Source organism: Streptomyces sp. B8-7 (genome assembly GCF_058833805.1).
This window is the reverse complement of sequence record NZ_JBYRRL010000001.1, coordinates 1,119,702-1,145,575: the sequence shown is the minus strand read 5'-3', so window position 1 is coordinate 1,145,575 and position 25,874 is coordinate 1,119,702. Positions and strand designations below refer to the sequence as shown.

Annotated in this window: 24 protein-coding genes; 17 read left to right on the top strand and 7 right to left on the bottom strand. The window is 73.2% G+C overall.

Features of this window, described 5'->3' with window-relative positions; genetic code table 11:
* Positions 1 to 59: 59 nt before the first annotated feature.
* Entirely contained in the window at positions 60 to 821 is a 762-nt protein-coding gene (locus AC5K6T_RS04770; RefSeq protein WP_493205917.1) for an AfsA-related hotdog domain-containing protein, read from the bottom strand.
* A 283-nt stretch (positions 822 to 1,104) separates the two neighbouring features.
* Here AC5K6T_RS04770 and pdhA point away from each other — a divergent pair, with 283 nt between their 5' ends.
* The 3 genes from pdhA (at position 1,105) to AC5K6T_RS04755 (ending at position 4,981) form a co-directional block, all read left to right on the top strand.
* Complete coding sequence (pdhA, locus tag AC5K6T_RS04765; protein WP_493205915.1) at positions 1,105 to 2,301, top strand: pyruvate dehydrogenase (acetyl-transferring) E1 component subunit alpha; 1,197 nt, start codon at positions 1,105 to 1,107, stop codon at positions 2,299 to 2,301.
* Positions 2,298 to 3,347, top strand: coding sequence for an alpha-ketoacid dehydrogenase subunit beta (locus tag AC5K6T_RS04760; RefSeq protein ID WP_493205913.1), 1,050 nt, complete (start codon positions 2,298 to 2,300; stop codon positions 3,345 to 3,347). The genes pdhA and AC5K6T_RS04760 overlap by 4 nt, the downstream gene beginning before the upstream one ends.
* 107 nt (positions 3,348 to 3,454) lie before the next feature.
* Positions 3,455 to 4,981 (top strand): dihydrolipoamide acetyltransferase family protein, encoded by a 1,527-nt coding sequence (locus AC5K6T_RS04755; protein WP_493207337.1) that lies wholly within the window; start codon positions 3,455 to 3,457, stop codon positions 4,979 to 4,981.
* A gap of 95 nt (positions 4,982 to 5,076) precedes the next feature.
* Here AC5K6T_RS04755 and AC5K6T_RS04750 read toward each other — a convergent pair whose 3' ends face one another.
* The 4 genes from AC5K6T_RS04750 to AC5K6T_RS04735 all read right to left on the bottom strand — a co-directional run bounded on the left by AC5K6T_RS04750 (position 5,077) and on the right by AC5K6T_RS04735 (position 9,309).
* Positions 5,077 to 5,685 carry an acyltransferase gene (locus tag AC5K6T_RS04750; protein WP_493205911.1) on the bottom strand — a complete coding sequence of 203 codons (609 nt, stop codon included), beginning with the start codon at positions 5,683 to 5,685 and terminating at the stop codon, positions 5,077 to 5,079.
* Positions 5,686 to 5,746: 61 nt separating this feature from the next.
* Positions 5,747 to 7,066 (bottom strand): FAD-dependent monooxygenase, encoded by a 1,320-nt coding sequence (locus AC5K6T_RS04745; protein ID WP_493205909.1) that lies wholly within the window; start codon positions 7,064 to 7,066, stop codon positions 5,747 to 5,749.
* Between the two features lie 138 nt (positions 7,067 to 7,204).
* Positions 7,205 to 7,738 (bottom strand): flavin reductase family protein, encoded by a 534-nt coding sequence (locus tag AC5K6T_RS04740; RefSeq protein ID WP_493205908.1) that lies wholly within the window; start codon positions 7,736 to 7,738, stop codon positions 7,205 to 7,207.
* The gene (locus AC5K6T_RS04735; protein WP_493205906.1) at positions 7,738 to 9,309 is read right to left on the bottom strand and encodes a 4-hydroxyphenylacetate 3-hydroxylase family protein; all 1,572 of its coding nucleotides are present in this window, start codon (positions 9,307 to 9,309) and stop codon (positions 7,738 to 7,740) included. The genes AC5K6T_RS04740 and AC5K6T_RS04735 overlap by 1 nt, the downstream gene beginning before the upstream one ends.
* Before the next feature lie 293 nt (positions 9,310 to 9,602).
* Between AC5K6T_RS04735 and AC5K6T_RS04730 the strand changes: the two genes are divergently transcribed.
* The 4 genes from AC5K6T_RS04730 to AC5K6T_RS04715 all read left to right on the top strand — a co-directional run bounded on the left by AC5K6T_RS04730 (position 9,603) and on the right by AC5K6T_RS04715 (position 13,573).
* Entirely contained in the window at positions 9,603 to 11,021 is a 1,419-nt protein-coding gene (locus AC5K6T_RS04730) for a class II 3-deoxy-7-phosphoheptulonate synthase (protein ID WP_493205904.1), read from the top strand.
* 215 nt (positions 11,022 to 11,236) lie between these two features.
* Positions 11,237 to 11,695, top strand: a complete 459-nt coding sequence (locus AC5K6T_RS04725; protein ID WP_493205902.1) for a MaoC family dehydratase — start codon at positions 11,237 to 11,239, stop codon at positions 11,693 to 11,695.
* A 586-nt stretch (positions 11,696 to 12,281) separates the two neighbouring features.
* A complete protein-coding gene (locus AC5K6T_RS04720) occupies positions 12,282 to 12,836 on the top strand; it encodes a TetR/AcrR family transcriptional regulator (RefSeq protein WP_493205900.1) in 555 nt (184 codons plus the stop codon).
* Complete coding sequence (locus tag AC5K6T_RS04715; RefSeq protein ID WP_493205898.1) at positions 12,836 to 13,573, top strand: siderophore-interacting protein; 738 nt, start codon at positions 12,836 to 12,838, stop codon at positions 13,571 to 13,573. Before AC5K6T_RS04720 ends, AC5K6T_RS04715 begins: the two co-directional genes overlap by 1 nt.
* 84 nt (positions 13,574 to 13,657) lie before the next feature.
* On the opposite strand, the gene AC5K6T_RS04710 is transcribed toward AC5K6T_RS04715, so the two are convergent.
* Positions 13,658 to 14,155 (bottom strand): ATP-binding protein, encoded by a 498-nt coding sequence (locus AC5K6T_RS04710; protein ID WP_493205897.1) that lies wholly within the window; start codon positions 14,153 to 14,155, stop codon positions 13,658 to 13,660.
* 163 nt (positions 14,156 to 14,318) lie between these two features.
* Here AC5K6T_RS04710 and AC5K6T_RS04705 point away from each other — a divergent pair, with 163 nt between their 5' ends.
* The 3 genes from AC5K6T_RS04705 to AC5K6T_RS04695 all read left to right on the top strand — a co-directional run bounded on the left by AC5K6T_RS04705 (position 14,319) and on the right by AC5K6T_RS04695 (position 17,321).
* Positions 14,319 to 15,194 (top strand): helix-turn-helix domain-containing protein, encoded by an 876-nt coding sequence (locus AC5K6T_RS04705; protein WP_493207336.1) that lies wholly within the window; start codon positions 14,319 to 14,321, stop codon positions 15,192 to 15,194.
* Complete coding sequence (locus AC5K6T_RS04700) at positions 15,191 to 15,421, top strand: DUF397 domain-containing protein (protein ID WP_493205895.1); 231 nt, start codon at positions 15,191 to 15,193, stop codon at positions 15,419 to 15,421. The genes AC5K6T_RS04705 and AC5K6T_RS04700 overlap by 4 nt, the downstream gene beginning before the upstream one ends.
* Positions 15,422 to 15,968: 547 nt before the next feature.
* Positions 15,969 to 17,321, top strand: a complete 1,353-nt coding sequence (locus AC5K6T_RS04695; RefSeq protein WP_493205893.1) for a chloride channel protein — start codon at positions 15,969 to 15,971, stop codon at positions 17,319 to 17,321.
* Positions 17,322 to 17,383: 62 nt separating this feature from the next.
* Here the strand turns inward: AC5K6T_RS04695 and AC5K6T_RS04690 are convergent, their stop codons facing one another.
* Positions 17,384 to 17,728, bottom strand: a complete 345-nt coding sequence (locus tag AC5K6T_RS04690; RefSeq protein WP_493205892.1) for a carboxymuconolactone decarboxylase family protein — start codon at positions 17,726 to 17,728, stop codon at positions 17,384 to 17,386.
* Between the two features lie 693 nt (positions 17,729 to 18,421).
* On the opposite strand from AC5K6T_RS04690, the gene AC5K6T_RS04685 reads away from it, so the two are divergent.
* The 7 genes from AC5K6T_RS04685 to AC5K6T_RS04655 all read left to right on the top strand — a co-directional run bounded on the left by AC5K6T_RS04685 (position 18,422) and on the right by AC5K6T_RS04655 (position 25,196).
* Positions 18,422 to 19,147: a GNAT family N-acetyltransferase gene (locus AC5K6T_RS04685; RefSeq protein ID WP_493205890.1), complete on the top strand. Its 726-nt coding sequence runs from the start codon at positions 18,422 to 18,424 to the stop codon at positions 19,145 to 19,147.
* Positions 19,148 to 19,328: 181 nt separating this feature from the next.
* Positions 19,329 to 20,336 carry a glycosyltransferase family protein gene (locus tag AC5K6T_RS04680; RefSeq protein WP_493205889.1) on the top strand — a complete coding sequence of 336 codons (1,008 nt, stop codon included), beginning with the start codon at positions 19,329 to 19,331 and terminating at the stop codon, positions 20,334 to 20,336.
* The gene (locus tag AC5K6T_RS04675; protein WP_493205887.1) at positions 20,333 to 21,799 is read left to right on the top strand and encodes an MFS transporter; all 1,467 of its coding nucleotides are present in this window, start codon (positions 20,333 to 20,335) and stop codon (positions 21,797 to 21,799) included. The genes AC5K6T_RS04680 and AC5K6T_RS04675 overlap by 4 nt, the downstream gene beginning before the upstream one ends.
* Positions 21,800 to 21,849: 50 nt before the next feature.
* Positions 21,850 to 22,191 carry a PadR family transcriptional regulator gene (locus tag AC5K6T_RS04670; RefSeq protein WP_493205885.1) on the top strand — a complete coding sequence of 114 codons (342 nt, stop codon included), beginning with the start codon at positions 21,850 to 21,852 and terminating at the stop codon, positions 22,189 to 22,191.
* Positions 22,188 to 23,147, top strand: coding sequence for a hypothetical protein (locus tag AC5K6T_RS04665; protein ID WP_493205884.1), 960 nt, complete (start codon positions 22,188 to 22,190; stop codon positions 23,145 to 23,147). Before AC5K6T_RS04670 ends, AC5K6T_RS04665 begins: the two co-directional genes overlap by 4 nt.
* Before the next feature lie 90 nt (positions 23,148 to 23,237).
* On the top strand, positions 23,238 to 24,152 hold the full coding sequence (locus AC5K6T_RS04660; protein WP_493205883.1) for a phosphatase PAP2 family protein: 915 nt from the start codon (positions 23,238 to 23,240) through the stop codon (positions 24,150 to 24,152).
* 126 nt (positions 24,153 to 24,278) lie between these two features.
* Entirely contained in the window at positions 24,279 to 25,196 is a 918-nt protein-coding gene (locus tag AC5K6T_RS04655; RefSeq protein ID WP_493205881.1) for a DUF6891 domain-containing protein, read from the top strand.
* Positions 25,197 to 25,874: the final 678 nt, after the last annotated feature.

The following is a 25,874-nucleotide window of genomic DNA, read 5'->3' as shown; positions in this document are numbered from 1 at the left end:
GCACAGGCACAGACGCAGACGCAGACGCAGACGCAGACGCAGACGCAGGCAGGGTCACGTCACGCCGTGGCGACGGCCGCGTCGACACTGGCCGCGAGGGCGCTCTTGGCCCGCCGCAGCTCCTTGTCCTCCAGGAGACCGGGCGCGAACGCCGCGGCGTCGACGGTGACGGTCGCCGCCGGACGGCCCGCCTGCTCGACGACGACGGTGGTGCGGACCGGGATCCGGGCGGGGTCCGACAGGTCGGACGAGTCGACGGTGAGCCGCAGGACGGCCGGCACGGGGAAGAGGAAGTTCGAGAACGTGGTGTTCATGGAGTTCAGGACGATGTAGTAGCGCTGCTGCGGCCAGCGCGCCGTGACGTAGCGCTCGATGACCGCGAGGAACATCTGGCGGGCCGCCTCGACGGCCACCATGCCCTGCACATGCACGCGGTCCTGCACGTCGACGAGGAGTTCGTTGTGGTCGTGCAGGCGCAGCTGCGCCTCGTAGGTGACGTCGTCGAGCCGGCTGAGGCCGGCCACCAGGACGTTGTCCTCGCGGGCCTTGTGCAGTTCCTGGCGGGCCGCGACCGGGCCCGTGGTGTGCACCAGCGTGACGCGGTCGGCCAGCTGCCGCCGTGCGACGGCGTCCTGGAGATAGGAGACCTCGTACGCGCCGATCCCCTGCCCGGTGACGATGCGCACCGGGCCGTCGACGGTGTCGAGGTCGCCGGCGTCGAGGGCGCGGGAGAGCTGCGAGAAGGTGTCGGCCCCGGCGGCCTCGGCGAAGTCACGGAACCGGTCGCCGACGACAAGGCGGGAGGTGACTGCAGTGCTCATGGGATATGCCTCCAGGTTGGGACACCGCGGTCTCGCCGTCGCCGCGGATGTCCCCTCAGCGTGGGGTCGGCCCCCGGGTGCCGGTAGTCGCCTGTTGGGCATAGGACCGCACGCCTAGGACCGGGCGTCTAGGACCGGGCGTCTAGGACCGCGTGTCTAGTACCGGGGGCTTAGCCGTATCGGCCGACTGCCGCGCCCGCCGCGACCCGCGAATCCTGGAGCGCACACGCATGTCCCGGGGACGCGCCGTCCCCCACGCCCCGGCCGAAGGAGCCCTCCGCCCATGACAGTTCTCGATCCGCCCGGCGTCGGCGGGGACCCCGCGGCGGCGATGCTGCCCGCGGCGTCGCCGCTGACCCTCCTGGACGACGAGTCGGCCTCCGGGGCCGTCGACGACACGACACTGCTGGAGCTGTACCGGCAGCTGGTCCTCGGCCGGCGCTACAACCGGCAGGCGACGGCGCTGACGAAGCAGGGGCGGCTCGCCGTCTACCCGTCGACCACCGGCCAGGAGGCCTGCGAGGCCGGCGCCGTGCTGGCCCTGGACCGGCAGGACTGGATCTTCCCCACCTACCGGGACACGCTGGCCCTGCTGGTGCGGGGCGTCGACCCGGTCGAGGCGCTGACCCTGCTGCGCGGCGACTGGCACAGCGGCTACGACCCGGTGGTCCACCGGGTCGCCCCGCTGAGCACCCCGCTCGCCACCCAGACCCTGCACGCGGTGGGCCTGGCCCGGGCGGCGCGGCTGAGCGGCGACGACGTGGTGGCGCTCGCGATGGTCGGCGACGGCGGCACCAGTGAGGGGGACTTCCACGAGGCGCTGAACTTCGCCGCCGTGCAGCGCGCCCCGGTGGTGTTCTTCGTGCAGAACAACGGGTACGCGATCTCGGTCCCGCTCAGCAAGCAGACCGCGGCCGCGAGCCTGGCCCACAAGGGCGTCGGATACGGCATGCCGGGTGTCCTGGTCGACGGCAACGACGTGGTGGCGGTGTACGAGACGGTGCGCCGGGCCGCCGAGCGCGCCCGGTCCGGCGGCGGCCCCACCCTGGTGGAGGCGGTGACGTACCGGCTGGACGCCCACACCAACGCGGACGACGCCACCCGCTACCGCGACGCCGCCGAGGTCGAGCACTGGCGCCGCCGTGACCCGGTCGACCGGATGGAGCGCCATCTGCGGCTGCGCGGACTGCTCGACGACACGGGTCAGGAGCGGATCGCGCAGGAGGCGGAGGACATGGCCGCAGGGCTCCGCGCCCGGCTGGCCGGGGAACCCGCTCCCGACGCCCTGGATCTGTTCGAGCACGTCTACGCCCGCAGGACCCCACAGCTGGAGGAGCAGCGCTCGCTGCTGATCCAGGAGTTGAACGCCGAGACCGAGGCCCGGGGCCCCGTCGCGTCCGCCGCCCCGGCCGCGGGCGAGGACACCGCCGCCCCGGGCGAGGACACCGCCGCCGCAACCGTCGAGGAGACCGGACCGTGACCACCACCGTGGGCCCAGCGCCCTCACCGGCCGCCGCCGCCCGCCCGGCGACGACCCTGTCCCGCGCCCTGAACCGGGCTCTCGGCGACGCGCTCGCGGCGGACCCCCGGGTGCACCTGCTGGGCGAGGACATCGGCACGCTGGGCGGTGTGTTCCGGGTGACCGACGGGCTCGCCGCCCGGTTCGGCGACGAGCGGGTCGCGGACACGCCGCTCGCCGAGGCGGGCATCCTCGGCACCGCCGTCGGCATGGCCATGTACGGGTTCCGCCCGGTCGTGGAGATGCAGTTCGACGCGTTCGCGTACCCGGCGTTCGAGCAACTCGTCAGCCATGTGGCCAAGATGCGCAACCGGACCCGCGGTGCGCTGCCGATGCCGCTGACCGTCCGGATCCCCTACGGAGGCGGCATCGGCGGTGTGGAGCACCACAGCGACGCCTCCGAGGCGTACTACGCGCACACACCGGGTCTGCACGTCGTGACACCCGCCACCGCGTCGGACGCCTACGGGCTGCTGCGCGCGGCGATCGCCTCCGACGACCCGGTCGTCTTCCTCGAACCCAAGCGGCTGTACTGGGCCAAGGGCGAGGTGGACCCGACGGCGCCCCTGCCGGAGCTGGGCCGGGCCGCGGTGCGGCGGGCCGGGACGTCGGCCACTCTCATCTCCTACGGTCCTTCACTGCCGGTGTGCCTGGAGGCGGCCGAGGCGGCGCGGGCGGAGGGCTGGGATCTCGAAGTGGTGGATCTGCGCACGCTGGTGCCCTTCGACGACGCGACGGTGTGCGCGAGCGTCAGGCGTACCGGCCGCGCGGTCGTCGTCCACGAGGCCCAGGGGTTCGCCGGTTTCGGCGCGGAGGTCGCCGCCCGGGTCACCGAGCGCTGCTTCCACTGGCTGGCCGCTCCCGTACTGCGCGTGACCGGTTTCGACATCCCGTATCCGCCGCCGATGCTGGAGCGCCACCATCTCCCGGACGTCGACCGCATCCTGGACACGGTCGCGCGCCTGCAGTGGGACGACGGCGACGACGAGGGGCGTGGGACCCGGTGACCGCAGCGGCCGCACGTACCGAACGCGCCGAACACGCCGAACACACCGAGCACGTCGAGCACGTCGAACGCATGGAGCGCATGGAGCACATGGAGCACATGGAGCACATGGAGCGCGCGGAGCCCACCGAGCGCACCGAGGCCACCGAGCCCTCCGAGCACGTCCGGGAGTTCGCCCTTCCCGACCTGGGCGAGGGACTCACCGAGGCGGAGATCGTACGGTGGCTGGTCGCCACCGGTGACCGGGTCGGAGTGGACCAGCCGGTGGTGGAGGTGGAGACGGCGAAGGCGGTCGTCGAGGTGCCCTGTCCCTACGCCGGCGTCGTGACCCGGCTGTGGGCCGCGCCGGGCGAACTGCTCGACGTGGGGCGTCCGCTGCTGTCGGTGGCCCCGGCGGCGGACGGCACCCGTACCGGGGCGGACGCCTCGCCTCCGGAGGCGGACGCGCAGGCTCCCGCAACCGGTCAGGCCTCCCCCGCGTCGGAGAACTCCGGCAACGTGCTGGTCGGTTACGGGACGTCGGCACCCGCCGCGCGCCGCCGCCGACGGCGTCCGGGCGCTCCCGCGGCACCGGCTCCGGCGGACGGCGCGTCGGCCCCGGTCGCGTCGGCCCCGGTCGCGTCGGCCCCGTCGCCCGCGCCGGCTCCGGGGGCCTCTCCGGGCGGGCCGGTGCCGGTGATCTCCCCGCTGGTGCGCAGGCTCGCCCGGGAGCGGGACGTGGACCTGCGCGGGGTGCGGGGCAGCGGCCCCGGCGGACTCGTCCTGCGCGGGGACGTCGAGCGCCACGCGGCGGAGGCCGGCCGGCCCGCGGGCACGCCCGCCGCCCCGCGGTCCGCGACGCCTGAGCCCGAGGCCAGGGGCACCTCCGGTGCCGCCCGGGCCGCAGGCGCCCTGCCGTCCGCCGCCGTGCCCCGGCACGGCGCCCCGGCCGCGCCCGAGCCCGTACGCATCCCGCTGCGGGGGCTGCGGCGGACGGTCGCCGAGAAGCTCGCGCGCAGCCGCCGCGAGATACCCGACGCGAGCACCTGGGTGGACGTGGACGCCACCCTGCTCCTGGACGCCAAGCGGCAGTTGGCGCCCCGCCCCGGCGGGTCCGAGGAGCCCGTTTCGCTGCTCGCCCTCCTCGCCAGGATCTGCGTCGTCGCGCTGCGCCGGTACCCGGAGCTGAACGCGACCGTGGACACCGGGCGCCAGGAGATCGTCCGGCTTCCCTCGGTGCACCTCGGCTTCGCCGCCCAGAGCGAGCGCGGCCTGGTCGTGCCCGTCGTCCGGGACGCGGACCGGATGGGACTGGCCGAGCTGTCGGCGGAGCTGAGGCGGCTGACGGCCGCCGCACGCACGGGCACGCTGGCCCCCGGCGAGCTCACCGGGGGAACGTTCACGCTCAACAACTACGGGGTGTTCGGCGTCGACGGGTCCACGCCGATCATCAACCACCCCGAGGCGGCCATGCTCGGCGTGGGCCGCATCCTGCCGCGGCCCTGGGTGTGCGAGGGGGCGCTGGCCGTCCGGCAGCTGTGCCAGGTCTCGTTCACCTTCGACCACCGCGTGTGCGACGGCGGCTCGGCGGGCGGGTTCCTGCGTCTGGTGGCCGACCTGATGGAACAGCCGCTGCGCCTGCTGGACTCTGTCTGAACGGAGCCGGGCCGGGGCCCTCGGTCGTGCACTCCCGGTGGGACCGGACGACCCCGGGGACGGGCCGGCGGCCATGTCCCCGGGGTCGTGCGGTCTCACCGGTTGCGGAACTCGTGCAGGGTGACGTGTTCGGGCTCGGCGGCGGCGATGTGCCGGGCGTCCGCCGGGTCGCTCAGGGGCTGTGCGGGGGTGAGACCGGTGAGGCTGCGCCGGGCCAGTTTCTGGTAGGTGGCGGTGCCGTTGCCCTTCCAGGTGATCTCGTCCGCGGTCAGTTCGCGTACGACCTTGGCGGGGCTGCCCGCCACCAGGTGGCGCTCGGGCACGTGGAAGCGGGACTTGACGAAGCTGCCCGCGCCGACGAAGGCCCTGGGGCCGACGACGACGCCGTCCATCAGGACGGACTTCATGCCGATGAGGCTGTCGCGGCCGACCCGGCAGCCGTGCAGGACGCTGCCGTGGCCGACGTGGCCGTCCTCCTCGACGATCGTGTCGGCGCCGGGGAAGCAGTGCAGGACGCAGCAGTCCTGGACGTTGGAGCCGGCCCGCAGTTCGATGCGGCCGAAGTCGGCGCGCAGGCTGGCGAGCGGTCCGACGTAGACGTCGGGGCCGATCACGACGGACCCGATCAGCACGGCGTCCGGATGGACGAAGGCCGTCGGGTGCACGACGGGAACGGCTCCCTCGAAGGAGTAGACCCTTGCCATGGTCTGTCTGTCACCTCTCGTTCGGGTCGGTGTCCGTGCGGGCGGCGGCGGGGCGCACCGGTCAGGCGGACAGGGTGGGGGTGTCGGGGGACGGTGCCGCCCCGGCCGTACCACCGTCGCCGCTGCCACCGCCGTCACCGCTGCCACCACCGTCACCGCTGCCACCGCCGTCGGTGCGGCCGGCACCGTCCAGGCCGTGCAGCGGGTCGTGTCCGTGGATCCAGGCCAGGTCGTCGGGCAGCCCGGCCAGCCGCTCGTTGCGGGCGTCGGCCGCCGGCCCGTCGGGCAGCTGGAAGCAGTCGGCGTTCTTGCGGGAGCCGGACTGCAGCAGGCGGGTACGGGGCCGGCGCAGCCGCTCGTAGGCGCGCAGCGCGTCCCGGGCGGTGTCCGCGCCGGCCTCGCCGAGCAGCCGGGCCAGCACGACGGCGTCCTCCAGGCTCTGGTTGGCGCCCTGCCCGTGGTGCGGGAGCATCGCGTGGGCGGCGTCGCCCAGCAGGGTGACGGCGCCTGCCGTCCAGGTGCGCTGCGGTTCACGGTCGTACAGGGCCCAGCGGCCCGGCCGGTCGCAGGCGGCGAGCACCTCGGTGACGAAGGGGTGCCAGGACGCGAAGGCGGCGACGAGTTCCGTGGTGCTGCCCTCGGTCGACCAGGACTCGACGGTCCAGTCCCGGTCGGGCACGACGGCGAGGAAGTTCAGGGCGCTGCCGTCGGCGACGGGGTAGGCGATGAAGTGCCGTCCGGGGCCGAGCCACAGCCACAGGACGGGTTCGGCGAGTTCGGGGATGTGGCGCAGCCGGTCCATCGGGACCAGGGCGCGGTATCCGCTGGTTCCCGAGAACACCGCCTCGTCGGGGCCGAAGAGGCTGTGCCGGACGGCGGAGTGGATGCCGTCCGCGCCGACGACCGCGTCGGCCTCCGTCCCGGTGCCGTCCGCGAAGTGCACCACGGCGCCGTCGGCGGTGTGCTCGACTCCGGTGCAGCGCTCGCCCAGGCGGACGGCCCGCGGGTCGAGTTCGTGCAGGACGTCGAGCAGGGCCTGCTGGACGGCGGCGCGTTCCACCGTCCAGAACGGGGCGCCGAAGCGCTTCTCGTAGCTGTCCGCCAGCTCGTGCACCACCATCGGCCGGCCGGTGCGCCAGTGCCGGAAGTCGGCGCGGACCGGCCGCGCCGCGCGGCCGGTGAGCCGCGCGGCGGCGCCCAGGTGCCTAAGCGCCTTGTGGCCGTTGGCGCCGATGGCGACGCCCGCGCCCTGGTGGGTCAGGGTCTGGGTCTGCTCGTGGACGGTGACCTCGGCGCCTTGGCGGCTCAGTCCGATGGCGGTGGCCAGACCGCCGATCCCGCCGCCTACGACGGCCACCCGCGGGCGTCGCCTGCCGGCCATGTCATCTCCTCGTTTCCGGGTCGGGGGGTGTGCGTGAGTGGTCAGAGGGGTGTGTGAGGGTGGTCAGGGGTGGTCAGGGGTGGTCAGGGGTGATCGCGAGGGTGATCGCGAGGGTGCTGGGGGGCCGGGCGCCGGCCGTCACGGCGCGGGGACGACCTCGGTGAAGGAGCCGCGGTGGAAGACCAGCGGCTCGTGGTCGCGGTAGGCGGCCCCGAGGACCCGGCCGACGACGAGGACGTGGTCGCCGAGCGTCTGCGTGAGATGCAGCTCGCACTCCAGGCTGCCCGGCCCGTCCGGCAGCACCAGACAGCCGGTGTGCTCGCCGGTCCCCCAGGCGGCCGCCTCCTCGACGGCGGGCCGCCGGCCGGCGGGCGCCGTCAGGGTGTCGACGAGTGAGCGGGCCCGGTGTCCGAGGAACGACACGGCCCACTGTCCGCTGGACTCCAGGCGGCGCAGGAAGGTGGAGTCGTCGCGCAGGCACATGGACACCAGCGGCGGCTGGAGCGACACGGAGGTGAAGGAGTTCACCGCGATCGCGTCGTGCCGCACCCCGTCGGGGGTGTCGTACCGGGTGGCCACCGCGCACACCCCGGTGACGAACTGCCCCAGGATGCGCCGGAGTTGACGGTCGTCCAGGGAGGCGGCCGCCGGGTGCGGTTGCCGGGCGTCCATCAGGACACCTCACGACCCGGCCGGGGGTTTCCGATGACGGTGGTGTCCTTCGGGTTGATCAGGTCGGGGGCGGTCCAGCCGTGCTCGTCGTACTCGGACAGGCACTGGTCCACCAGCTGCTTGTACTGGTCGAACCGGCCGGACGCCTGCTGGGCGTGCAGCGCCTCGAAGCGGATCTGCTCGTGGTTGCCGGCGTAGTTCATCTCGTACAGCTCCCAGCGGGCGCCGAACTCGGTGCCGACGGCGTCCCAGGCGAGCTTCATCAGCTTGACCCGGTCGATCGCCTCGACGCCGAGACCGCGGACGTACTGGTCGAGGTAGGGGCGCACCTCCGGGTTGGACCAGTCCGTGGCGTGCGAGTTGTTGTAGATCAGGGCGCTGCCGAGGTCGCGGAGGAAGATCTCGCGGACCTTGGGGAAGATCGAGGAGGACAGCACCCGGAAGGCCAGCGCGGTCTCGCCGTTGGGGGTGACGGTGCCGTCGGACCACTTCGTCGGGTTCTCCGCCATGGAGTCCACCAGAGCCCAGAACATGTTGCGGTAGGCGAGCACCTCGCCGAGCCGGCTCTGCACGCCGCGGAACTCGGAGGTCCCGGTGGTCTCCAGCCCCTTGGCGAGGAGTCCGGTCATGAAGTCCATCTTGACCGCGAAGCGCACACAGGCGTGGAACATGGCCCGGTAGAAGAACCCGGAGCCGTAGAAGAAGTTGTTCGCCTTGTCGACGTCGTAGCAGAAGACGTTCTCCCAGGGGATGAGCACCTTGTCGAAGACGAGGATGCCGTCGTTCTCGTCGAGGCGGCTGCTCAGCGGCTGGTCGAAGGGGCTGCTGACGGTGGCGGCGGCGTACTCGTACGACGGCCGGGAGATGATCTTCAGGCCGGGGCTGTTGGTCGGGACGATGAAGTAGGCGGAGAACTCCTTGGCGCCGTCCGGGATGCGGCCGTAGGAGCCGATGAAGATGTGCTGGGTGAGCGCCGCGCCGGTGCCGACGACCTTGGCCCCGGAGACGACGAGGCCGGCGTCGGTCTCCTTGTCGACGGTGAGCATCACGTCCTTGAGCTCGGTCAGGCCGCGGTTGCGGTCGATCGGCGGGTTGACGATGCCGTGGCCGATGAACAGCACGTTCTCCTGCGCCTTGCGGTACCAGGCGGAGGCGTTGTCCTCGAAGGGCGCGTAGTGCTCCCGGTTGGAGCCGAGCGTGGACAGGAACGCGGCCTTGAAGTCGGGGGTGCGGCCCAGCCAGCCGTACGTCATGCGCGCCCACTCCTCCATGGCGCGCGCGGACGCCCGCAGGTCGCCCGAGGTGTAGGGGGCCTTGAAGTAGGGGTGCGTGAAGCCGCCGTTGCCGGTGTCGGTGGGCACGACGAGTTTGCTGTTGCGCTCCGGGTCGTGCAGGGCGTCGAAGAGCCGGGCCACCATGCGGGCGTTGTTGCGGAAGGCGGGGTGGTCCGCGACGTCGGTGACCTTCTCCCCGTAGATCCTCACCTCGCGGCCGTCGCGCAGACTCTCCAGGTACTCGTCCCCGGTCTGCGGGCGGGAGACGGAACCGGGCGGGTTGGCGGGGCTGTTCATGACGTGTCACCTCTCGGGGCCGGCTTGCTGGGCAGGCGCGGATGCGGCATCTCGGTCACAAGTGCCCTGCGCCGAGGGGAATCCTTCAGCAGGAAGCCGCGCCCCGGCAGTCGGCCACTGGGGCTAGTGCCGGGGTATTAGGCCGGTCCTTCTAGGGCGGCCCTTCTAGACCCGTTCTGCTACGCCGAAGGCCCACTGCAGGCGCGCGGCCGTCCCGTGCCAGGCTGCGCTCCAGTCCGCTCCGGCCTGATGTCCCTGCCTCTGGAAGGCGTTGAGTCCCCATGGAGAGCTCCGTGGCACGCGACACGAACCGTCCCGGCCGCCCCCGTACCCCGTCGTGGCGGTCGCTGCCCGCGGCGCAGCAGCCCGAATGGCCCGACCGGGCGGCGCTGGAGGCCACCGTACGGACCCTGTCCCAGGCGCCGCCCCTGGTGTTCGCGCGGGAGTGCGACACCCTGCGCGAACGGCTCGGCGAGGTCGCGCTCGGCAAGGCGTTCCTGCTCCAGGGCGGCGACTGCGCCGAGACCCTGGACAAGGTGAGCGCGCAGTCCGTGCGGGGCAAGCTGGAGATCCTGCTGCAGATGTCCGCGGTGCTCACCTACGCCGCCGCGGTGCCGGTGGTGAAGGTGGGGCGCCTGGCGGGCCAGTACGCCAAGCCGCGCTCCCAGCCGACCGAGACCCGCGACGGCGTCACCCTGCCCTCGTACCGCGGGGACGCGGTCAACGGCCTGGAGTTCACCCCCGAGTCCCGCACCCCCGACCCCGCTCGCCTCGAACGCGTCTACCACGCCAGCGCCGCCACGCTGAACCTGCTGCGCGCCCTGGCCTCCGGCGGCCACGCCGACCTCGACCGGGTGCACGAGTGGAACCGCGACTTCGTGGCCCTGTCCGCGGCGGGGCGCCGCTACGAGCGGCTGTCCGACGAGATCGACGCGGCGCTCGCCTTCATCCGCGCCTGCGGCATGGCCACCACGACGACCCGCACCACCGAGGTGTTCGCCAGCCACGAGGCGCTGCTGCTCGACTACGAGTCCGCGCTGGCCCGCACGGACTCCGACACGGGACGCCGGTACGCGCTGTCCGCCCACATGATCTGGATCGGTGAGCGCACCCGCGGGCTGGACGGCGCGCACGTCGAGTTCGCGTCCCGGGTCAGCAATCCGGTCGGCGTCAAGCTCGGTCCGGACGTGGCCGTGGACGACGTGCGCGCCCTGCTGGACCGGCTCGACCCGCAGCGCACGCCGGGCCGGCTGACCTTCATCTCCCGGATGGGCCGCGGCCGGGTACGGGACGCGCTGCCGGCGCTGGTGGAGGCGGTGCGGGCGGAGGGCGGCCGGCCCGTGTGGGCCTGCGACCCGATGCACGGCAACACCTACACCGCGCTCAGCGGCCACAAGACGCGGCGCTTCGACGACATCGTCGACGAGATCACCGGCTTCTTCGAGGTGCACCGCTCGCTGGGCACCCACCCCGGCGGCATCCATGTGGAGCTGACCGGCGAGGACGTCACGGAGTGCGTGGGCGGCGGCGACGCACTCGGCCACGAGGACCTGCACCTGCGCTACGAGACGGCGTGCGACCCGCGTCTGAACCGGGGCCAGTCGATGGACCTCGCCTTCCGGGTGGCGGAGTGGTACGGCGCCGAGCGGCGCCGCCTGGCCGGCCGTCCCGTCGGGCAGCGGCCCGCCCGCCCGGTGCTCGCCCCGGCGTGACCCGCCCGGCCGGTGCCGGCCGGGCGGCACCGGCCGGGCGGTCGGCCCGGAGCCCGGCCGTGGCGGGCCCCACCACCGCTCGCCGCTCACGCCGGCGGCACCCCGCGCGCCCAGGACACCGGACCGGACACCCGACACCCGACTCCCGGCATGCGACACCCGACACCCGACACCCGACACCCGACATGTGACCAACGGACCAAAGGACCGACGCCGTGCGCCACTTCGAGGACTTCCCCGCAGGCAGCACCCACGAGTTGGGGGCCACCCGGCTCACCAGCGAGGACATCATCGGCTACGCCCGGGTCTACGACCCGATGCCCTTCCACCTGGACCCGGTCGCGGCACGCGAGTCACCCTTCGGCGGCCTGGTGGCCAGCGGCTGGCACACCGGAGCCGTGGTCATGGGCCAGTTCGTCCGCACCCTGCTCGCGGACTCCGCCTGCCAGGGCTCGTACGGCATGGACGAGGTGCGCTTCCTCGCTCCGGTGCGGCCCGGCGACGAGCTGAGCGGCCGGGCCACCGTGGAGACGGCCTCACCTCACCCGCGGCGCCCGGGGACCGGCACGGTCACCTTCGCCGTCGAGGCCCGCAACCAGGAGGGAACGGCCGTGTACCGGATGCGTACCCGGCTGCTGTTCGGCGCGCGCAGCACCGCGGACGCGACGGCCTGACGAGCGACCGGCGCCCGGGCGACCGGCACCGGGCGACCGGCGACCGGGCGACGGACGGACCACGAGCGGGATGCCACGCCACGGGCCACGAGGTACGAGCCGAGCTACCAGCCACCAGCCACCAGCCACGAGCCACGAGCCACGAGGGGGACGCGACAGGACAAGCCACGGGCAGACCGGACCGGATGCCGGGAGCAGGTGACCGGGACCAGGGCCCGGGACCGGTGAACGGGACGGGCTGACCGGCAGGACCCCCGCTTCCCCGTGACCATCCCCCGCTGCGGGGAAGCGGGTCGAACGCCCCGGCGGTGCACCGCCGGGGCGTTCCGCGGCGCAGGGCGGGAGGAGCCGGGGGCGGGGCATCGCCTTGATCATACGCACCGTTGCGTCTAATCTTTGACGGGCACCCTCTCCACGGCACGACAGCACAAGGAGAACGGCCATCAACGGGCAGCAGGACAGGGGCGAACAGCCCACGGCGCCCCCCACCCACCGCACCAGAAGGGGTCCGCGCCGCAGCGAGGCGGCGCGCGCCGCCGTACTGCGCGCCGCGGACGACCTGCTGGTCGATGTGGGGTTCCAGGCGATGACGGTGAGCGCCATCGCCGAGCGCGCCAACGTCGCCAAGCAGACGATCTACCGGTGGTGGCGGTCGAAGGCGGACATCCTGCTGGACGTGCTGGCGGAGGACCTGCGGGACGGCGCCGCATGGCCGGCAGCCGGCACCGAGGACGCCCGCGGCGCCCTGGAGAAGCACCTGGTCCACATGAACACGCTCTTCCCGCACTCCGCCACCGGCCAGGTGCTGTTCGCGCTGATCGGGCACGCCCAGCAGGACGCCGCTACGGCCGACGCCCTGCGCGGCGACGTGCTCAGCCGGCAGCGGGCGCACGACGTGGCCCGGCTCCGCACCGTCCTGGAGCGGCCCTCGGCGCCGGGGTCCGCCCCGGAGGAACCCGAGGCCGACCGGATCCTCGACCTGACCGTCGGCCCCCTGTTCCACCGCGCGTTCATGACCGGAACCCCGTTCGCCCCGAACCTGCTGACGCGCCTGGCCGCGGCGACCCTGCCGCCGCCGGACGCCGCCGAAGCCCCCGACCCGCCCGGCACCGCCGGCACCGCTCCCGAAAGGGCCCTGTGATGTTCCGTGCCCGCCGCACCCGCTACACCGCCACCGTGCAGTCCGTCTCCCGGATCGCCCCCCGCATGACCCGCGTCACGCTGGGCGGCACGGGGATGTCGGCCTTCCGGTGCGAGGCGCCCACACAGTGGGTGAAGCTCTTCGTCCCCGACCCCCGTGACGGGCAGCAGGTCGGGCGTGCCTACACGGTGCGCCGCCACTCCCCCGCCGAGCAGAGCATCGAGATCGACATCGTGCTGCACGGCAACGGGCCGGTCGCCCGCTGGGCCGAGACGGCCCGCCCCGGCGAGGAGGTCTCGTTCGGCGGGCCCAAGGGCTCCTACGATCCGCCGCAGGGGGCCGGGTTCCACCTGCTGGCCGGCGACGAGAGCGCCCAGCCCGCGGTGCTCACCATCGCCGAGAGCCTCCCGGCCGGCGCGCGCGGCGCCGTCTACCTGGAGGTCGAGGGCCCGGAGGCGGAGACCGCGGTCGGCTCCCCGGCCGACCTGGACGTGGTCTGGGTGCACCGCGCCCCCGGGCAGCCCAAGGGGCGGGCGCTACGGGACGCCGTGCTCAAGGCACCCGTGCCGGACGACCGCGGTCGTGTCGCGGCCTGGGCGGCGGGCGAGTCCGGCGCCGTCCGCGACATCCGCCGCCACTTCGCGGACGGCCTCGGCCTGGACCGCCGCCAGGCGTACGCGAAGGGCTACTGGAAACTCGACGAGCCCGACCACCGCGACCCCCAGGCCTCGGACTGACCGGCCCGGGGCCGCGGGCCGGCCCTCCCCGCACCGCCCCTGCGGGACCGCCGTGCGGTCCTCGCGGGCCGGACGGGCCACGGCTCACGCGCCCCGTTCCCCCTCCGCGCGGTGCCGCCGGGGTGCTGCCGGGCGCCGACCGCACTCGGCCCAGACCGTCTTCCCGCCGGGGTGGTGGGGCTCGCACCCCCAGGCGTTGGCGAGTGAGCCGACCAGGAGCAGACCGCGCCCGGACTCGCCGTCCCCGCCGCCCGGTGCCGGTTCGGGCAGGCGGTCGCCGCGGGCGTCCGTGACCTCGATGCGCAGGGTGCCGGCCGTGAGGGTCAGGACGAGGCGGGCGTCGCGGCCCCGGACGCGGCCGTGCAGGACGGCGTTCGCGGTCAGCTCCGCGATGAGCAGCGAGGCGGTGGCCGCCTCGTCCCCGTCGGTGCCGGTCCTCGGACAGCCCCACTGAGCGGCGAGCCAGCGCTCGGCGGCGTGGCGGGCGGCGTGCGCTCCGCGCCTGCCGGCGGGGAACACGAGCCGGAAGTGGTGGGTGGTGGCGTTCGGTTCACCGGTGACGGTGGCGGTTTCCTGGATCACCTCACCGAGGGTGACGGAGTGGCTCTACCGTGTGGAGGACGTGGGGCGGTACCGCGGGCGGCTGTCCCGGTTCGACGGGCGGGACGTACGGGCGTACGGCCGTGACCTGGCCGGGCGTTCGCCGGTTCGCCCCTGGTGCGACGGAAGTGGGCGGTGGTACGGGATGGCGGCACAGGCGGGTGGTTCGGGCGTTCCCACCGGGGCCGAAGCGGACGGCACGGACGAGGTCGCGGATCTGTTCCGGGCCCTCGGGCGGCAGATCAGGGTCGCGCGGTTGCGGGCCGGGATGAGTCAGAGGGAGCTGGGCGACCGGCTCGGGTACAGCGAGGAGACGATCTCCTCCGTGGAACGGGGGCGGCGCACCCCGCAGCCTGAACTACTGCTCGCAGTGGACGAGTTGCTGGGATGCGGCGGGCTGCTGGCAGCCGCGGCGGAGGACGTGGAACGGGCGCTGGCGAGGAGGAGGGTACGGCACCCGGAGTGGTTCCGGGACTACGCGCGGCTGGAGGCGGAGGCGGTCGAGCTCCACGACTACAGCGCCCTCGCCGTCCCCGGGCTCCTGCAGACCAAGGCCCACGCGCAGGTGGTGTTCCGGACACGGCGACCCCTGCTGGACGTCGAGACCGTCGAGCAGCGCGTGGCGGCACGGTTGGGCCGCCAGGAGATCTTCAAGTGCTGGCCGCCGCCGTTCACGACGTTCACCATCGAGGAATCGGTGTTGCGCCGCCCCCTCGGCGGGTGGGACGTTCATTACGAGCAACTGGAAGCGCTGCTCAGGTTCGGCAGGCTGCGCAGTGTCGAACTCCAGGTGCTGCCGATGGCACGCAAGGAACACCCTAGTCTGGGCGGGCCGTTCATCCTGCTCACGCCGAAAAGCAAGCCACAGGTGGCCTATCTGAAGGTCCAGCACATCAGCCGGCTGATCACCGACCCGGACGAGGTCCGTATCCTTGCCGCACGCTACGGCAGCATCAGGGCGCAGGCGCTCACGCCGGAAGAGTCACTGACCCTGATCGAGAAGATGCTGGGAGACCGATGAACGCCGAACAGCCCGCAAGGCTGGACTGGTTCAAGAGCAGCTACAGCAGCGGCGAAGGGGGCGCCTGCGTCGAGGTCGCCGCCGACGGGGCGGCCGTCCGGGTACGGGACTCCAAGGAACGGGGCGGTCCGCAGCTCGCGTTCACCCGGGCGTCGTGGGCCGGGTTCGTCACGGACCTCGGGCGGGACTCGGCCGTCTCCGCCTCGGTCCGGCACAGCGCCTGGTAGTCGGCCGGCTGCGCCGGGGCGGACGCCGGTCGCCTCGGAGACGGAGCGCGGCAGGCGTGCGCCGGGAGGTTGCCTGCCACGGCGTCAGGTGTGCTGTCCGGCGGATCAGGGCGGGCCGTCCGCCGGCCGGCCTCGACGACCGGTTGCCTCACCGTCCGGGCCGGTTCGGGGCGCAGGCTTCGCCCTGCACCGGCCGGGGGCCGGTGCAGGACCCCGGCCGTGCCTTGCGGGCCCGGGTGGTGGTGTTCGCGTCGTCGCGCGACGCCGCCACGGTGCCACGCCACACCTGCCGGGCAGGCTCTCCGAGGCTCCATCCGGGTGTTGCTGACGCCGTGCAAGGTTGGTCGGAGTGCGTCCGCCATCCCCCCGGTGGATGGTGGAGGCATGCGCCCCCGCCATCAGCCCGAGCACACCGTCTCGCGCGAAGACCGGCTCGTCACGACAGGGAAGCCTTCTCGACGGCCGTGCCGCCCTTCTCGGGCCGCCGCGATCGGCGGCGGAAAGCGCTGAGCGCTTGATTCCTTCTTCGCAGAGAGGCAGCAGGTGAATGTCAGTCGCCGAGAAGGGACCCGCGAACGCGTCACCCCCCGATCCCCTCGCGATCCTGCGGAGCCGCCAGTACGCGGCCCTTCTGGTGATGGCCGCACTGATCGGCGTGCCGGTGTCCGTGGCGGCGTTCGGATTCCTCGCCCTGGTCGGCGAACTCAAACCGCTGGTCTACACGGATCTGCCCGAGGCGCTCGGGCTGGACGGGACGCCTGCGTGGTGGCCGCTGCCGCTGCTCGCCGTCGGGGGACTGCTGGCGGGCCTGAGCATCCGGTACCTGCCGGGACGCGGAGGCCATGAGCCGACCGGCGGGCTCTCGGTGGCGGGACCTCCCCCGCTCCTCGAACTTCCCGGCGTGGTGTTCGCCGCTCTGGCGACCCTCGTCTTCGGGGCGGTCCTCGGGCCGGAGGCGCCACTGATCGCCCTGGGCAGCGGGCTGGGCGCGGCCGCCGTACGCCTCGTCAGACGGGGCGCACCGGACCAGGCGCTGGCGGTGATGGGCGCGGCGGGCAGTGCCGCGGCCATCAGCGCCCTGCTGGGATCGCCCCTGCTCGCCGCGTTCCTGTTGATGGAGGCCTCGGGTCTCGGAGGGGCGATGCTGGGCCTCATCCTGGTGCCCGGCCTGCTCGCCTCGGGCATCGGGGCGCTGATCTTCATCGGTCTGGGATCCTGGACCGGGCTGGGGACCTACTCGCTGGCGCTGCTCGACGTGCCGGAGGCGACGAGCCCCACCGCCGCCGAGTTCGGCTGGGCACTGGTGGTCGGGCTGTCGTCCGCCTGCGCGGGCGTCGCGATCCGGTGGCTCGCCGTCCGGCTGAGAGGACACGTCGCCGGCCGGCGGGTGACGGTCACGGTGCTGCTGGGCCTCCTCGTCGCGGGGCTGGCGATCGCATACGCGGAAGGCACCGGCAAGCCGGCCACCGACGTGCTGTACTCGGGCGAGACCGCGCTTGATCCGCTCCTCAGACACAGCGCCGCGTACTCGGTGGGAGCGTTGTCGCTGCTGGTGCTGTGCAAGGGTCTTGCCTACTGCGCGTCGCTCAGCTGCTTCAGAGGGGGTCCGATCTTTCCCGCGATGTTCGTGGGAGGTGCGGGCGGCATCCTGCTGTCCCATCTGCCCGGACTGACGCTGGTCGCGGGATTCGCCATGGGCATCGGTGCGATGTGCGCGGCCATGCTCAGGCTTCCGCTCACCTCGGTCCTGCTGGCCACCTTGCTGCTCGGGGCGCAGGGACTCACCGTCATGCCGCTGGTGATCGTCGCGGTCGTCGTCTCGCACGTCATGTCGGCCAGACTCACCCCGCCCGTCCCGGAGCCGAGCGGGGGCGAGGCACCGGGCGGACGGCAGTCCTGAGCGGGAGGGCGCCCCGCGCACCGCGCGAGACGGTGGCGGAGCTTCCCCCCGGACCGCTGGTGCTACTCGTCCTCGGTACTGAGTTCGAGCCCGAAGGCCTCGCCGATGCTGCGGGCCGCGGAGACCACCCGGGCGCTGCCCACCACGGGGGCGATCGCCACGAGCGTCCCCTGGATCTTCTCCAGGGGCACGCCGAGTTCCGCTGCGGTGCCGATGTTGAGGAGGTACGAGGGAGCGGAGGCGTCCATCGCCACCAGGGCAGCGATGCGGGCCAGCAGATACGTCTCCTGGTCCAGCCCTGAACGCTCGAACGTGTCGAGGTTCATCTGGATGAGCGTCTCGAACACGGGTGCGTCCGCCTCGGCGAGGGCGGTGACGCCTTCTGCCCCTGTCTTTCCGTCCGACATGGCCGGGTCTCCTTTCCGGGCGGTGTGACGGCCCCTTCAGAACACCCTGGTTCGTCGGGGACGGCCTCACCCGGGAGGGGTGATCGGCCGGCCGTCGGCGCGGGGCGCCTTCCCGGGAAGCGGCGGCGCGGAGCGGGGCTGCGACGGCGAGGCCCGGGCGCTGCCGTGGGCCGGCGAGGTGACGGTCGTCCGCTGCCGGCCCACGGCCTGCCCGGCCGACCGCCGATCACCGGGCAGGCCGCCGCCCGTGCGCGCCGGTGCCCGTGGCGAGCCGGTGCCCTCACAGGACCGGGACCACCAGAACGGACGAGAGCACGTCAGGACGGATCAGGACGGATCAGGACGGACGACGGAACCGGCCCGGACCGCGGTCCCCGGCTCGGACCTCCCCCGGAGCGGGTGATGCCCGTGCGGGGAGACCCGTACCCCGTACCCCGGCCGCGCGGATCCCGAAGTGAACCGTCTGATCACCCATTCCGTTGTTGCGGAACGGGAATCGGCGATCCCGGTTCCGCAGCTGCGTCCGGCAGGTCCCTGCCGGCCTCCCACTCGGGCGGCCCGGCACTCCGGCGCCGCGATCCGGTGCGTTCTCCCCCGGGACCGGGGACGTTCCGGCGGGCGGTCCCGTGCCGCCGAGCAGGCGCGTGCCGTGCGGTCCCGCGCCGGCCGGCGGGGCGACGGTGCCGCCCTTCCATGACCGCAGAAACGACCCAGGTGACCTCCATGCCTTCTCCCGAAACCCTCGGAAACCCCGAAACCCTCGAAACCCTTGGAAGCCTCGAAACCCTTGGAAGCCTCGAAACCCTTGGAAGCCTTGAAAGCCTTGAAAGCCTTGAACACCTCGAAACCATCGACGCCGTGCGCCGCCGCTTCTTTCCCGTGCGGCTCCCCGGCGCGCGCAGCGGGGTCGGCCGGTGCGTCGACGAAGCGACGTTCCGGGAGGCGGTCGGACGGATCTACGCGACCGTCTTCCCCGACAGGGACGCCTACCCGTACCGCCCCAGGTCGGAGGAACTGGTCGGGGAGTACCGGAGGCTCCACCAGGAACGGATCCTCATCGAGGACGCGGACGGGACGTTGATGGGATGGCTGAAGGGCCGGATGGCCGACCCCGACACCTTCTACCTGGGCACGAGCGGAATGCTGCCCGAGTACCGCTCGCAGCGCGTTGCGGCCCTCTGCTACAGCAGGCTGCTGGAGTACCTGCGGGCGCTCGGCTACGAGCGTGTGACGTCCGAGCACCACCCGAGCAACCGCACTGCGATGATCTTCCAGCTCAAGCACGGGTTCAGCATCGAGGGCATGAGCCTGGACGAGCGCTGGGGACCGATGGTCAGGATGGTGCGCTTCTTCGACGAGGACCGTCAGGACGAGTTCGACCGGCGGTTCGGCTTCGAGCAGTACCCGAAGGGCGTCTGACGGTGCTCTCCGCCCCGCACGGCGCACCTCTGCCTCATGGCCGGAACCCGAGCCGCCGGCAGGACGTCCGCCGCCGCCCGTGAACGGGCGGCGCCCCCGGTACGGGAGTCCGCACCCCGGCGCGCCCGGCACCAGGCGCCCGCCCACTCCCCCCACACACTCAGCAACCCGATGAGGAAGCGTGCACATCACCTACCTGCTCGCCACCGGCAGCAACGCCGTCTACGACGGGAAGTACAGCCAGCGCGGCCGCTACAGCACCTACGGCCAGCAGAGCTTCGTCCTCGACCTGGTGGGGACGATGAGCAGAGCGGGCCACACCGTGCGGCTCGTCGTCGACGCTCCCTCCCGGTTCGCACTGACCTCGACCCTACGCGGCATGGACTCCGTCACCTTGACGCAGGAGGTCGACCCGGCGGGCAAGACCGATCTGATCCTGGTCGACGACGTGCCCGACGAGATGCTGATGCAGTTCGACGAGCACATACCGGCGTTCAGGATCGTCCACCACGCGGGACGCCGCTCGTCCGACTACCTCGTCTCGCGCTGCGCGCGCTTCCTGTGCATGACGGAGAACGCGCTGTCGTTGCAGGGCAGGTACCTCCCCCGCGACCAGGTGGTCCTCGCTCACCAGGGCGTCGACCTGGAACGCTTCCCCGCCGTCCTCGCCAAGAGCCCGGGGAGGCGGCCGCGGGTCCTGCTCTACTGCCGGCTGGACTCGGGGCGCGAGGCCCTCCTCGGCCGGATCATCGAGAACATCGACCGTGAGGAGGTCCTCCTGTACGTGGCGGGCGACGGTCCGGGGTTCTGGGAGACCAGCGACCGCTTCGGCAGCGAGATCATCCTCATGAACCACGTGCCGTGCGCGTCGATACCCAACCTGCTCGGGGAGATGGACGTGGTCATCTCCCTCGGCCGCGGTGCGATGGAGGCCATGGCGACGGGGATACCCACCCTCTGCGCGGGCCACCGCTACGCCGGTCTCATCACGGCGGACAACATCGCCTCCCTCATGCGGTACAACCTCACCGGCATCGCCGGCGAGCGAGACCCGTCCCTCGTCATGACGGACATCCGCGAGGCGCTGGACAGTGACCGGCACGGCGTGCGGGCGCTGGCGGAGGCTCGGCTGTCGGCCGACGCCTTCGTGGAGAGCGTGTCCGAGCTGTACGCACAGGTCGGCGGATGACGGACGGAGCAACGGGCGGGACGGCGGACGCGGCGGGCAGGACGGCGGACACGGCGGGCAGGACGGCGGACGCGGCGGGCGGGACGGCGGGCGGGACGGCAGACGCGGCGGGCAGGACGGCGGGCGGGACGGCGGGCAGGACGGCGGACGCGGCGGGCGGGGAACGCACGCCGGGTCTGCTGGCGTCCCGCGGCCCACGGCTCTACTACGCCGGGTTGACCGTCTCCCAGGTCGGCACGAACACACAGCTTGTGGCGGTGGGCTGGTTCACGTACCAGCTCAGCCACGACGCGCTCGTGCTCGGCGTCGTCACCGCGGCACCGATCTTCACGATGCTGCTGCTCAGCCAGGTGGGCGGCCTGGCCGCCGACCGCTTTCCGCCGCGCCGGGTCCTGATGTGCACGCACTCCCTGCTCGCCCTGCTCACCCTGCCGCTCGGCCTGTTGGCGCACAGTGGCTCGCTGGCGGTGTGGCACCTCGTCGTCAGCGCGCTGTGCGTCGGCGGCATCAACGCGGTCGGTCTGCCGGCGGAGCAGGTCTTCGTCTCGGAAGTCGCGGGGGACGCGCTGCTCAGCAAGGCGGTGACGCTCAACAACGTCGTCCTGAACCTGTCGTTGGTCGTCGGCTCCGCAGCGGCGGGACCCCTCATGAGGGCGGTGGGCCTGGGCGGGGTGGTCCTGCTGAACACGCTCTCCTACCTGACGATGCTCACGGTGCTCCTCCTCGTCCGCCCGTCGCACCCGCGCGTCCGTCCCCGACGGCCGGGCAGACACCTGCGGGTGCGGGCCGCCTGGGAGTACGTGTGGCACAGTCCCGGCCTCACGCTCCTGCTCCTCGTCATCGGCGTCGTCGGCCTCTTCGGCACGAGTCTCCCCTCGCTGCTGCTCGTGCTGTGTTCCGGCGAACTCACGGCGCAGGCCGGGGCGTACGGCATCCTGCTCGCCGTCCTTTCGGTCGGTTCCCTCGTCGGTGCCTGGCCGGCCTGGCGCACCAGGGCCGCGCTGGGCACGGTCCTGGTGTGCAGCCTGCTGCTCGGGATCCTGGAACTCGCCACGGCCGCCATGCCGTCACTGCCGGCCCTCGCCGTGGTGCTGCTGCCGGTGGGAGCGGTCTCCCTCGTCCTGCGGGCGGGCCTGCTCAGCCTGGCGCAGCTCCAGACACTGCCGGAGTTCCGTGGCCGGGTGCTGGCGGTCTTCCAACTCGTCTACCGCGCGGGCTGGTTCCTCGGCACGCTGATCACGAGCTGGCTGGCGCAGACGCTGGGCCCCCGTGCGGCGATCGCGCTGGGCGGGGCCGCGGTGACGCTGCTCGTCGCGGTGGTGGTCCTGGTGATGGCGGCGTTCCGCGCCCTGTCGGTGTCGCTGGTCGCACGGAGCGTTCCCCGCATCAGCATCGCCCTCGTGCCGGTGCCCGAGGGCCGCCACCGGCGTCCTCCCCGCCACCTGACCGCGGACTCGTCATGATCCTGGCCCAGTCGGCAGATATATTTCGTGGCTCGATATATGCTCGTTGCGTGACACGACAGAATCCGTCCTTGACGGAACCGCAGTACTTCATCCTTGCCGCGCTCCTGGACGGCCCGTTGCACGGCTACGGCATCATCAAGGCAGCCGAGCAGGCCACCGACGGGCGGCTCCGGATCGCTGTCGGCACCCTCTACGGCGCGCTGGAGCGGATGGAGCGGGCCGGGCTGGTGACCGCCGACCACGAGGAGATCGTGGACGGGCGGGCGCGGCGCTACTACCGGCTCACCGAGGACGGCGCCGAGGCACTCGGCCGGGAGGCCCTGCGGATGCAGCAGGCGGCGGCCCTCGTCATCGGACGCTCGCGGGATGTCGGAGTGGCCCCGGCATGAACCGTCTGCTCCTTGCGGCCTACCCGAGGTCCTACCGTTCCCGGCAGGGAGAAGAGGTGCTGGCCTGCCTGGCCGAGGCGTATCCCGGCCGCTCCTGGCCCCCGCCGCGAGAGGTCGCCGCCCTGGCGCGCGCCGGGGTGCAGGCCCGTGCCCGTGCCGTCGTCGACGACACGGCCCGGCCGTGGTGGCTCGACGGCATCCATCTGACCGCGCTCGTCCTCGCCGCACTGGCGCTGGTCCCGTACCTGCAGGACGTGTGGCACTGGGCTCTGCACATCGATCCCGGCCGGCATGCCATCGCCTTCCGCTTCTCCGGCTGGTACCCCTGGGCGCAGGGTCCCGGCACACGGACACGGCTCCTGCCCTACGGGCTGCTTCCGCTGGTCTGCCTGATCGCCCTGCTGCGCGGCAGGCCCTGGATCGCGCTGCCGCCCGCGGCAGCGATGATCTACGCCGGTGCCACGTTCGGCAGCACCACGCTCTTCGGCGACGAGGGCAAGGCGGGTCTGGGCTACTACGGGCTGGGCGCCCCGATAACGGCCCACGACCTGGTGCTGTCGGGGGTCCTGTGCACCGCCTGCGCCGTGCTGGCGGTCTGCCGTCCCAGCCGGCTGCGGCGCCGCTCGTACCGCTGGCTGGCACCCCTCGTGCTCGCCATGTCCGTGGCCGGGGGCCTGCACGTCATCTCCGTCAGTCCGGTCTTCCAGCGCGGCCTGTTCGCCCTCGAAGTCGCCGCACTGTTCGCCGCATGGGTGGCGACGGCCGCCACCGGGGACCACCGGTGGCTGATCCCCGTCGCGGCGTTCGCGTTCATCCACACACAGGCGATCGTCACCCGGCCGAACGGGTTCATGCAGTCCCTGCCGGACCTGGTGGTCCTCCTCCTTCTGATCGCGCCCCTCCCGGCCCTGGCGATCACCGCGCAGCGCCGGCAGAGCCGGGCACTCCTGGAGTAGGAGCGGATCCCCGCCGAACGGCCGGGCCCGTCGGCCCACCGCACGCGGCGACAGACGCGTGACCGGACTCCCCACGGAAGAAAGCAAGCGATGACTCAGCGAGATCCCTCGACCCTGCCCACGCACCGGCCGGACGGCCCCGGCCCGGCCCCACAGGCCCCGGCCGGCCCCGGCCCCTCGGGGACGACCCGGCCGTGGACCCCGGCTCTGCTGTGTTTCCCGGGGCTTCTGGCGGTCTACCTGCTGGCCGTCTGCACCCCGTTCGGGCAACGGGCGGAGAACGCCCTGTTCGATCTCGGTGAGAGCGACCGGAGGAGGGCATGGATCTATCCCCTGTCGGGGTCGGCCTACGGCTCGACGCCTCTGCCACCGCTGGAATGGAGCCACGTCAGCACCCTGATCGCGGGCCTGGGCGTCATCGCGGTCGTGACCGTGGTGCGCAGGTGCTGGTGGCAGGGGTGTGCGGCGGTCGGGACCGTGGTGGTCACCATCGGGGGCAAGGGGGTGCTCAAGACGGTCCTTCCCCGCCCGGACCTGGTGAACGCGAGAGAGTCACTCATCGAGGGGAGCTTCCCCAGCGGGCACGCGGCCATCCCCGCCGCACTGACCCTCGCCGTCGTCCTCGTCGCGTCCCCCCGCATCCGCCCCTACGTCACCGCGATCGGCGTGCTGTGGCTCGCCTGCATCGCCGCCGCCGTCCAGGCCCTCGGTCATCACCGGCCCAGTGACGTGCTGGGGTCGACGCTGCTGGCCTGCGTCTGCTACATCCTCGCGGTCCGGCTGCTGCCCACCGCCGCCGCACCGGGCATCGTGCGCAGCCCCCGCGCGCTGCCGCCCGTCGCTCTGACGCTGTCCGCGGCCGTCGCGCTCGCCGCCGGCGCACGCAGCGACTCCCTCGTGCTCTCACTGGTCGACGCGGCCGCGGCCTTCGTGTGCGCAGCCCTTCTCTGGTACGTCGCGACGCAGGGGCCCGTGCCCGCACCCCGCCGCGCACACCCCCGCTAGCCGGTCGGACCCGGCCGGCCGGACCGGACCGCTCCTGCCGTCACGGTGCGGTGGCGTCGCGGACCGCGGGAAGTCCGCCGTCAGTGCGGGAAGTCCGCTGTCAGTGGGGTGTGCCAGAGTCTGCGCATGCTCGAGATCGTGGTGAAGACGGAGAACCGGGAGCGGCACGTCCGTGTGTCCGCCGAGGAACTGGCCGGTCTGGTCCGGCGGATCGGCGCTGACGGTGACCGGTTCCTGGTGTTGCAGCGGATACCCGACCTGCCCGACGTCTTCGCCCAGGTCTGGCACCAGGCCGGCGGCGACTACACGCTGGAGCACCGCGACGGTGCCGCCGACCGGCACGTCCATACGCGGGCCGACGGTCCGGAAGCCGTGACTGCGGCGATCAGCGGCTGGGCCCGCCAGGCACCCGGCTGGGACGCCGGCCTGGCCTGGTCGCCGCTGGACATGGGTCCCACCCGCGAGGTGCCGCCGCTCGACCTCGACGAGGACGAGCGCGCGGAGTTGGAGAACCGCGTCCGCGAGGTACTGGTCGGCGGGTACGCCTCCCGCGCCGGACTGGCCGAGATCGCTGAGGAGTATCTGGTCACCCAGGACCGCCGGCCCGTCTCGCGCGAGCAGGCGGAGGCGCTGGCCGACCGGATGTGGCTGGAGCGGGTCGCGGAGCAGGCCAGGTGGCAGGGCGAGACCGACCCTGAGCGGCTCACCCGCGCCTTCACCGCCCTGCGGGAGGCCGGCATCACGGCCCGCGAGAACTTCACCTGCTGCCGCAGCTGCGGCCAGTCCGAGATCGGCGATGAGGGCGAGCCCGACGCCCGCGGCTACGTCTACTTCCACACCCAGTGCACGGATGCCGCCGCAGCCGGCCACGGACTGACGCTCCTCTACGGCGGCTTCGACGGCTCGGCCCGGACCACCGCGGCCATCGGCCACGAGGTCGTGACCGCCCTCGAAGCAGCCGGCCTGCAGTTCGAATGGGACCATGACCCCGGCCGGGCCATCACCGTCACCCCCCTGGACTGGCGCCGCCGCCTGGTCGGCTGAGCCTGGTCCCATCACCGCCGGTTGACAGCGAGGTCCGTTCCGAAACTCCGTGGCCGGCCCGCCGCAGGGCGCGTCATCGTCGTCCGGCCTTGCGCGGCGCTCGCGTCGGGGTGGGCTGAACCGGGCTCCGCGCGACCGCGGAGCCGGGGCGTGCATCGCTCGGGCCCGGGGAGCCGGGAGAAGGCGAGGTCCGGGCAAGGAGGGCACGCCCTTCGGAGCCGATCGGGGAGACAGGTGGGGAAACGGCCGAGTCCCGCCTGGAGCCGGCCGGCGTGGACAACGGGCTCACCTGGCCTGACGGATGCAGCCAGGCGGCTGCCGCTCCGTGGTCGTGTCCGGTCTCGCGCGGCCCGGGCCCCTCCGGCCCGACCGTGTGCGACGCCTCGGCGGCCGGCGCCGGCCGGCCCGTCACCGAGACGCGTGCTGCCCCGCTCTCCAGGAGCGACCTGAGGAACTCGTCCCGAACCGCCGAGCCCGTCTGCCGCATCTCCGGCACTGCTTGTCGCGTGTCGGACGTCAGGGCGGCTCGGGCCGTACCGCGGTGGTACTCCGCCGGCCCTCCGCTCATGTCGGCTCTCATCCCAGCGGCCGGCCCCGACGCGCCTCTCCCCAGGGAGCCCTGCTCCCCCTGCGGCCCGCGGGCGAAGCGCGACGATGCCTCGGAGGAGGGCCTCGCCG

Coding starts and splice junctions, on each gene's coding strand:
- AC5K6T_RS04745 (WP_493205909.1), bottom strand. CDS start 7,066: ATGGCCGGCAGGCGACGCCCGCGGGTGGCCGTCGTAGGCGGCGGGATC.
- AC5K6T_RS04655 (WP_493205881.1), top strand. CDS start 24,279: ATGCTCGAGATCGTGGTGAAGACGGAGAACCGGGAGCGGCACGTCCGT.
- pdhA (WP_493205915.1), top strand. CDS start 1,105: ATGACAGTTCTCGATCCGCCCGGCGTCGGCGGGGACCCCGCGGCGGCG.
- AC5K6T_RS04695 (WP_493205893.1), top strand. CDS start 15,969: ATGTCAGTCGCCGAGAAGGGACCCGCGAACGCGTCACCCCCCGATCCC.
- AC5K6T_RS04740 (WP_493205908.1), bottom strand. CDS start 7,738: ATGGACGCCCGGCAACCGCACCCGGCGGCCGCCTCCCTGGACGACCGT.
- AC5K6T_RS04690 (WP_493205892.1), bottom strand. CDS start 17,728: ATGTCGGACGGAAAGACAGGGGCAGAAGGCGTCACCGCCCTCGCCGAG.
- AC5K6T_RS04700 (WP_493205895.1), top strand. CDS start 15,191: ATGAACGCCGAACAGCCCGCAAGGCTGGACTGGTTCAAGAGCAGCTAC.
- AC5K6T_RS04750 (WP_493205911.1), bottom strand. CDS start 5,685: ATGGCAAGGGTCTACTCCTTCGAGGGAGCCGTTCCCGTCGTGCACCCG.
- AC5K6T_RS04665 (WP_493205884.1), top strand. CDS start 22,188: ATGAACCGTCTGCTCCTTGCGGCCTACCCGAGGTCCTACCGTTCCCGG.
- AC5K6T_RS04660 (WP_493205883.1), top strand. CDS start 23,238: ATGACTCAGCGAGATCCCTCGACCCTGCCCACGCACCGGCCGGACGGC.
- AC5K6T_RS04685 (WP_493205890.1), top strand. CDS start 18,422: ATGACCGCAGAAACGACCCAGGTGACCTCCATGCCTTCTCCCGAAACC.
- AC5K6T_RS04675 (WP_493205887.1), top strand. CDS start 20,333: ATGACGGACGGAGCAACGGGCGGGACGGCGGACGCGGCGGGCAGGACG.
- AC5K6T_RS04770 (WP_493205917.1), bottom strand. CDS start 821: ATGAGCACTGCAGTCACCTCCCGCCTTGTCGTCGGCGACCGGTTCCGT.
- AC5K6T_RS04705 (WP_493207336.1), top strand. CDS start 14,319: ATGGCGGCACAGGCGGGTGGTTCGGGCGTTCCCACCGGGGCCGAAGCG.
- AC5K6T_RS04735 (WP_493205906.1), bottom strand. CDS start 9,309: ATGAACAGCCCCGCCAACCCGCCCGGTTCCGTCTCCCGCCCGCAGACC.
- AC5K6T_RS04755 (WP_493207337.1), top strand. CDS start 3,455: ATGGAGCGCGCGGAGCCCACCGAGCGCACCGAGGCCACCGAGCCCTCC.
- AC5K6T_RS04720 (WP_493205900.1), top strand. CDS start 12,282: ATGACGGTGAGCGCCATCGCCGAGCGCGCCAACGTCGCCAAGCAGACG.
- AC5K6T_RS04715 (WP_493205898.1), top strand. CDS start 12,836: ATGTTCCGTGCCCGCCGCACCCGCTACACCGCCACCGTGCAGTCCGTC.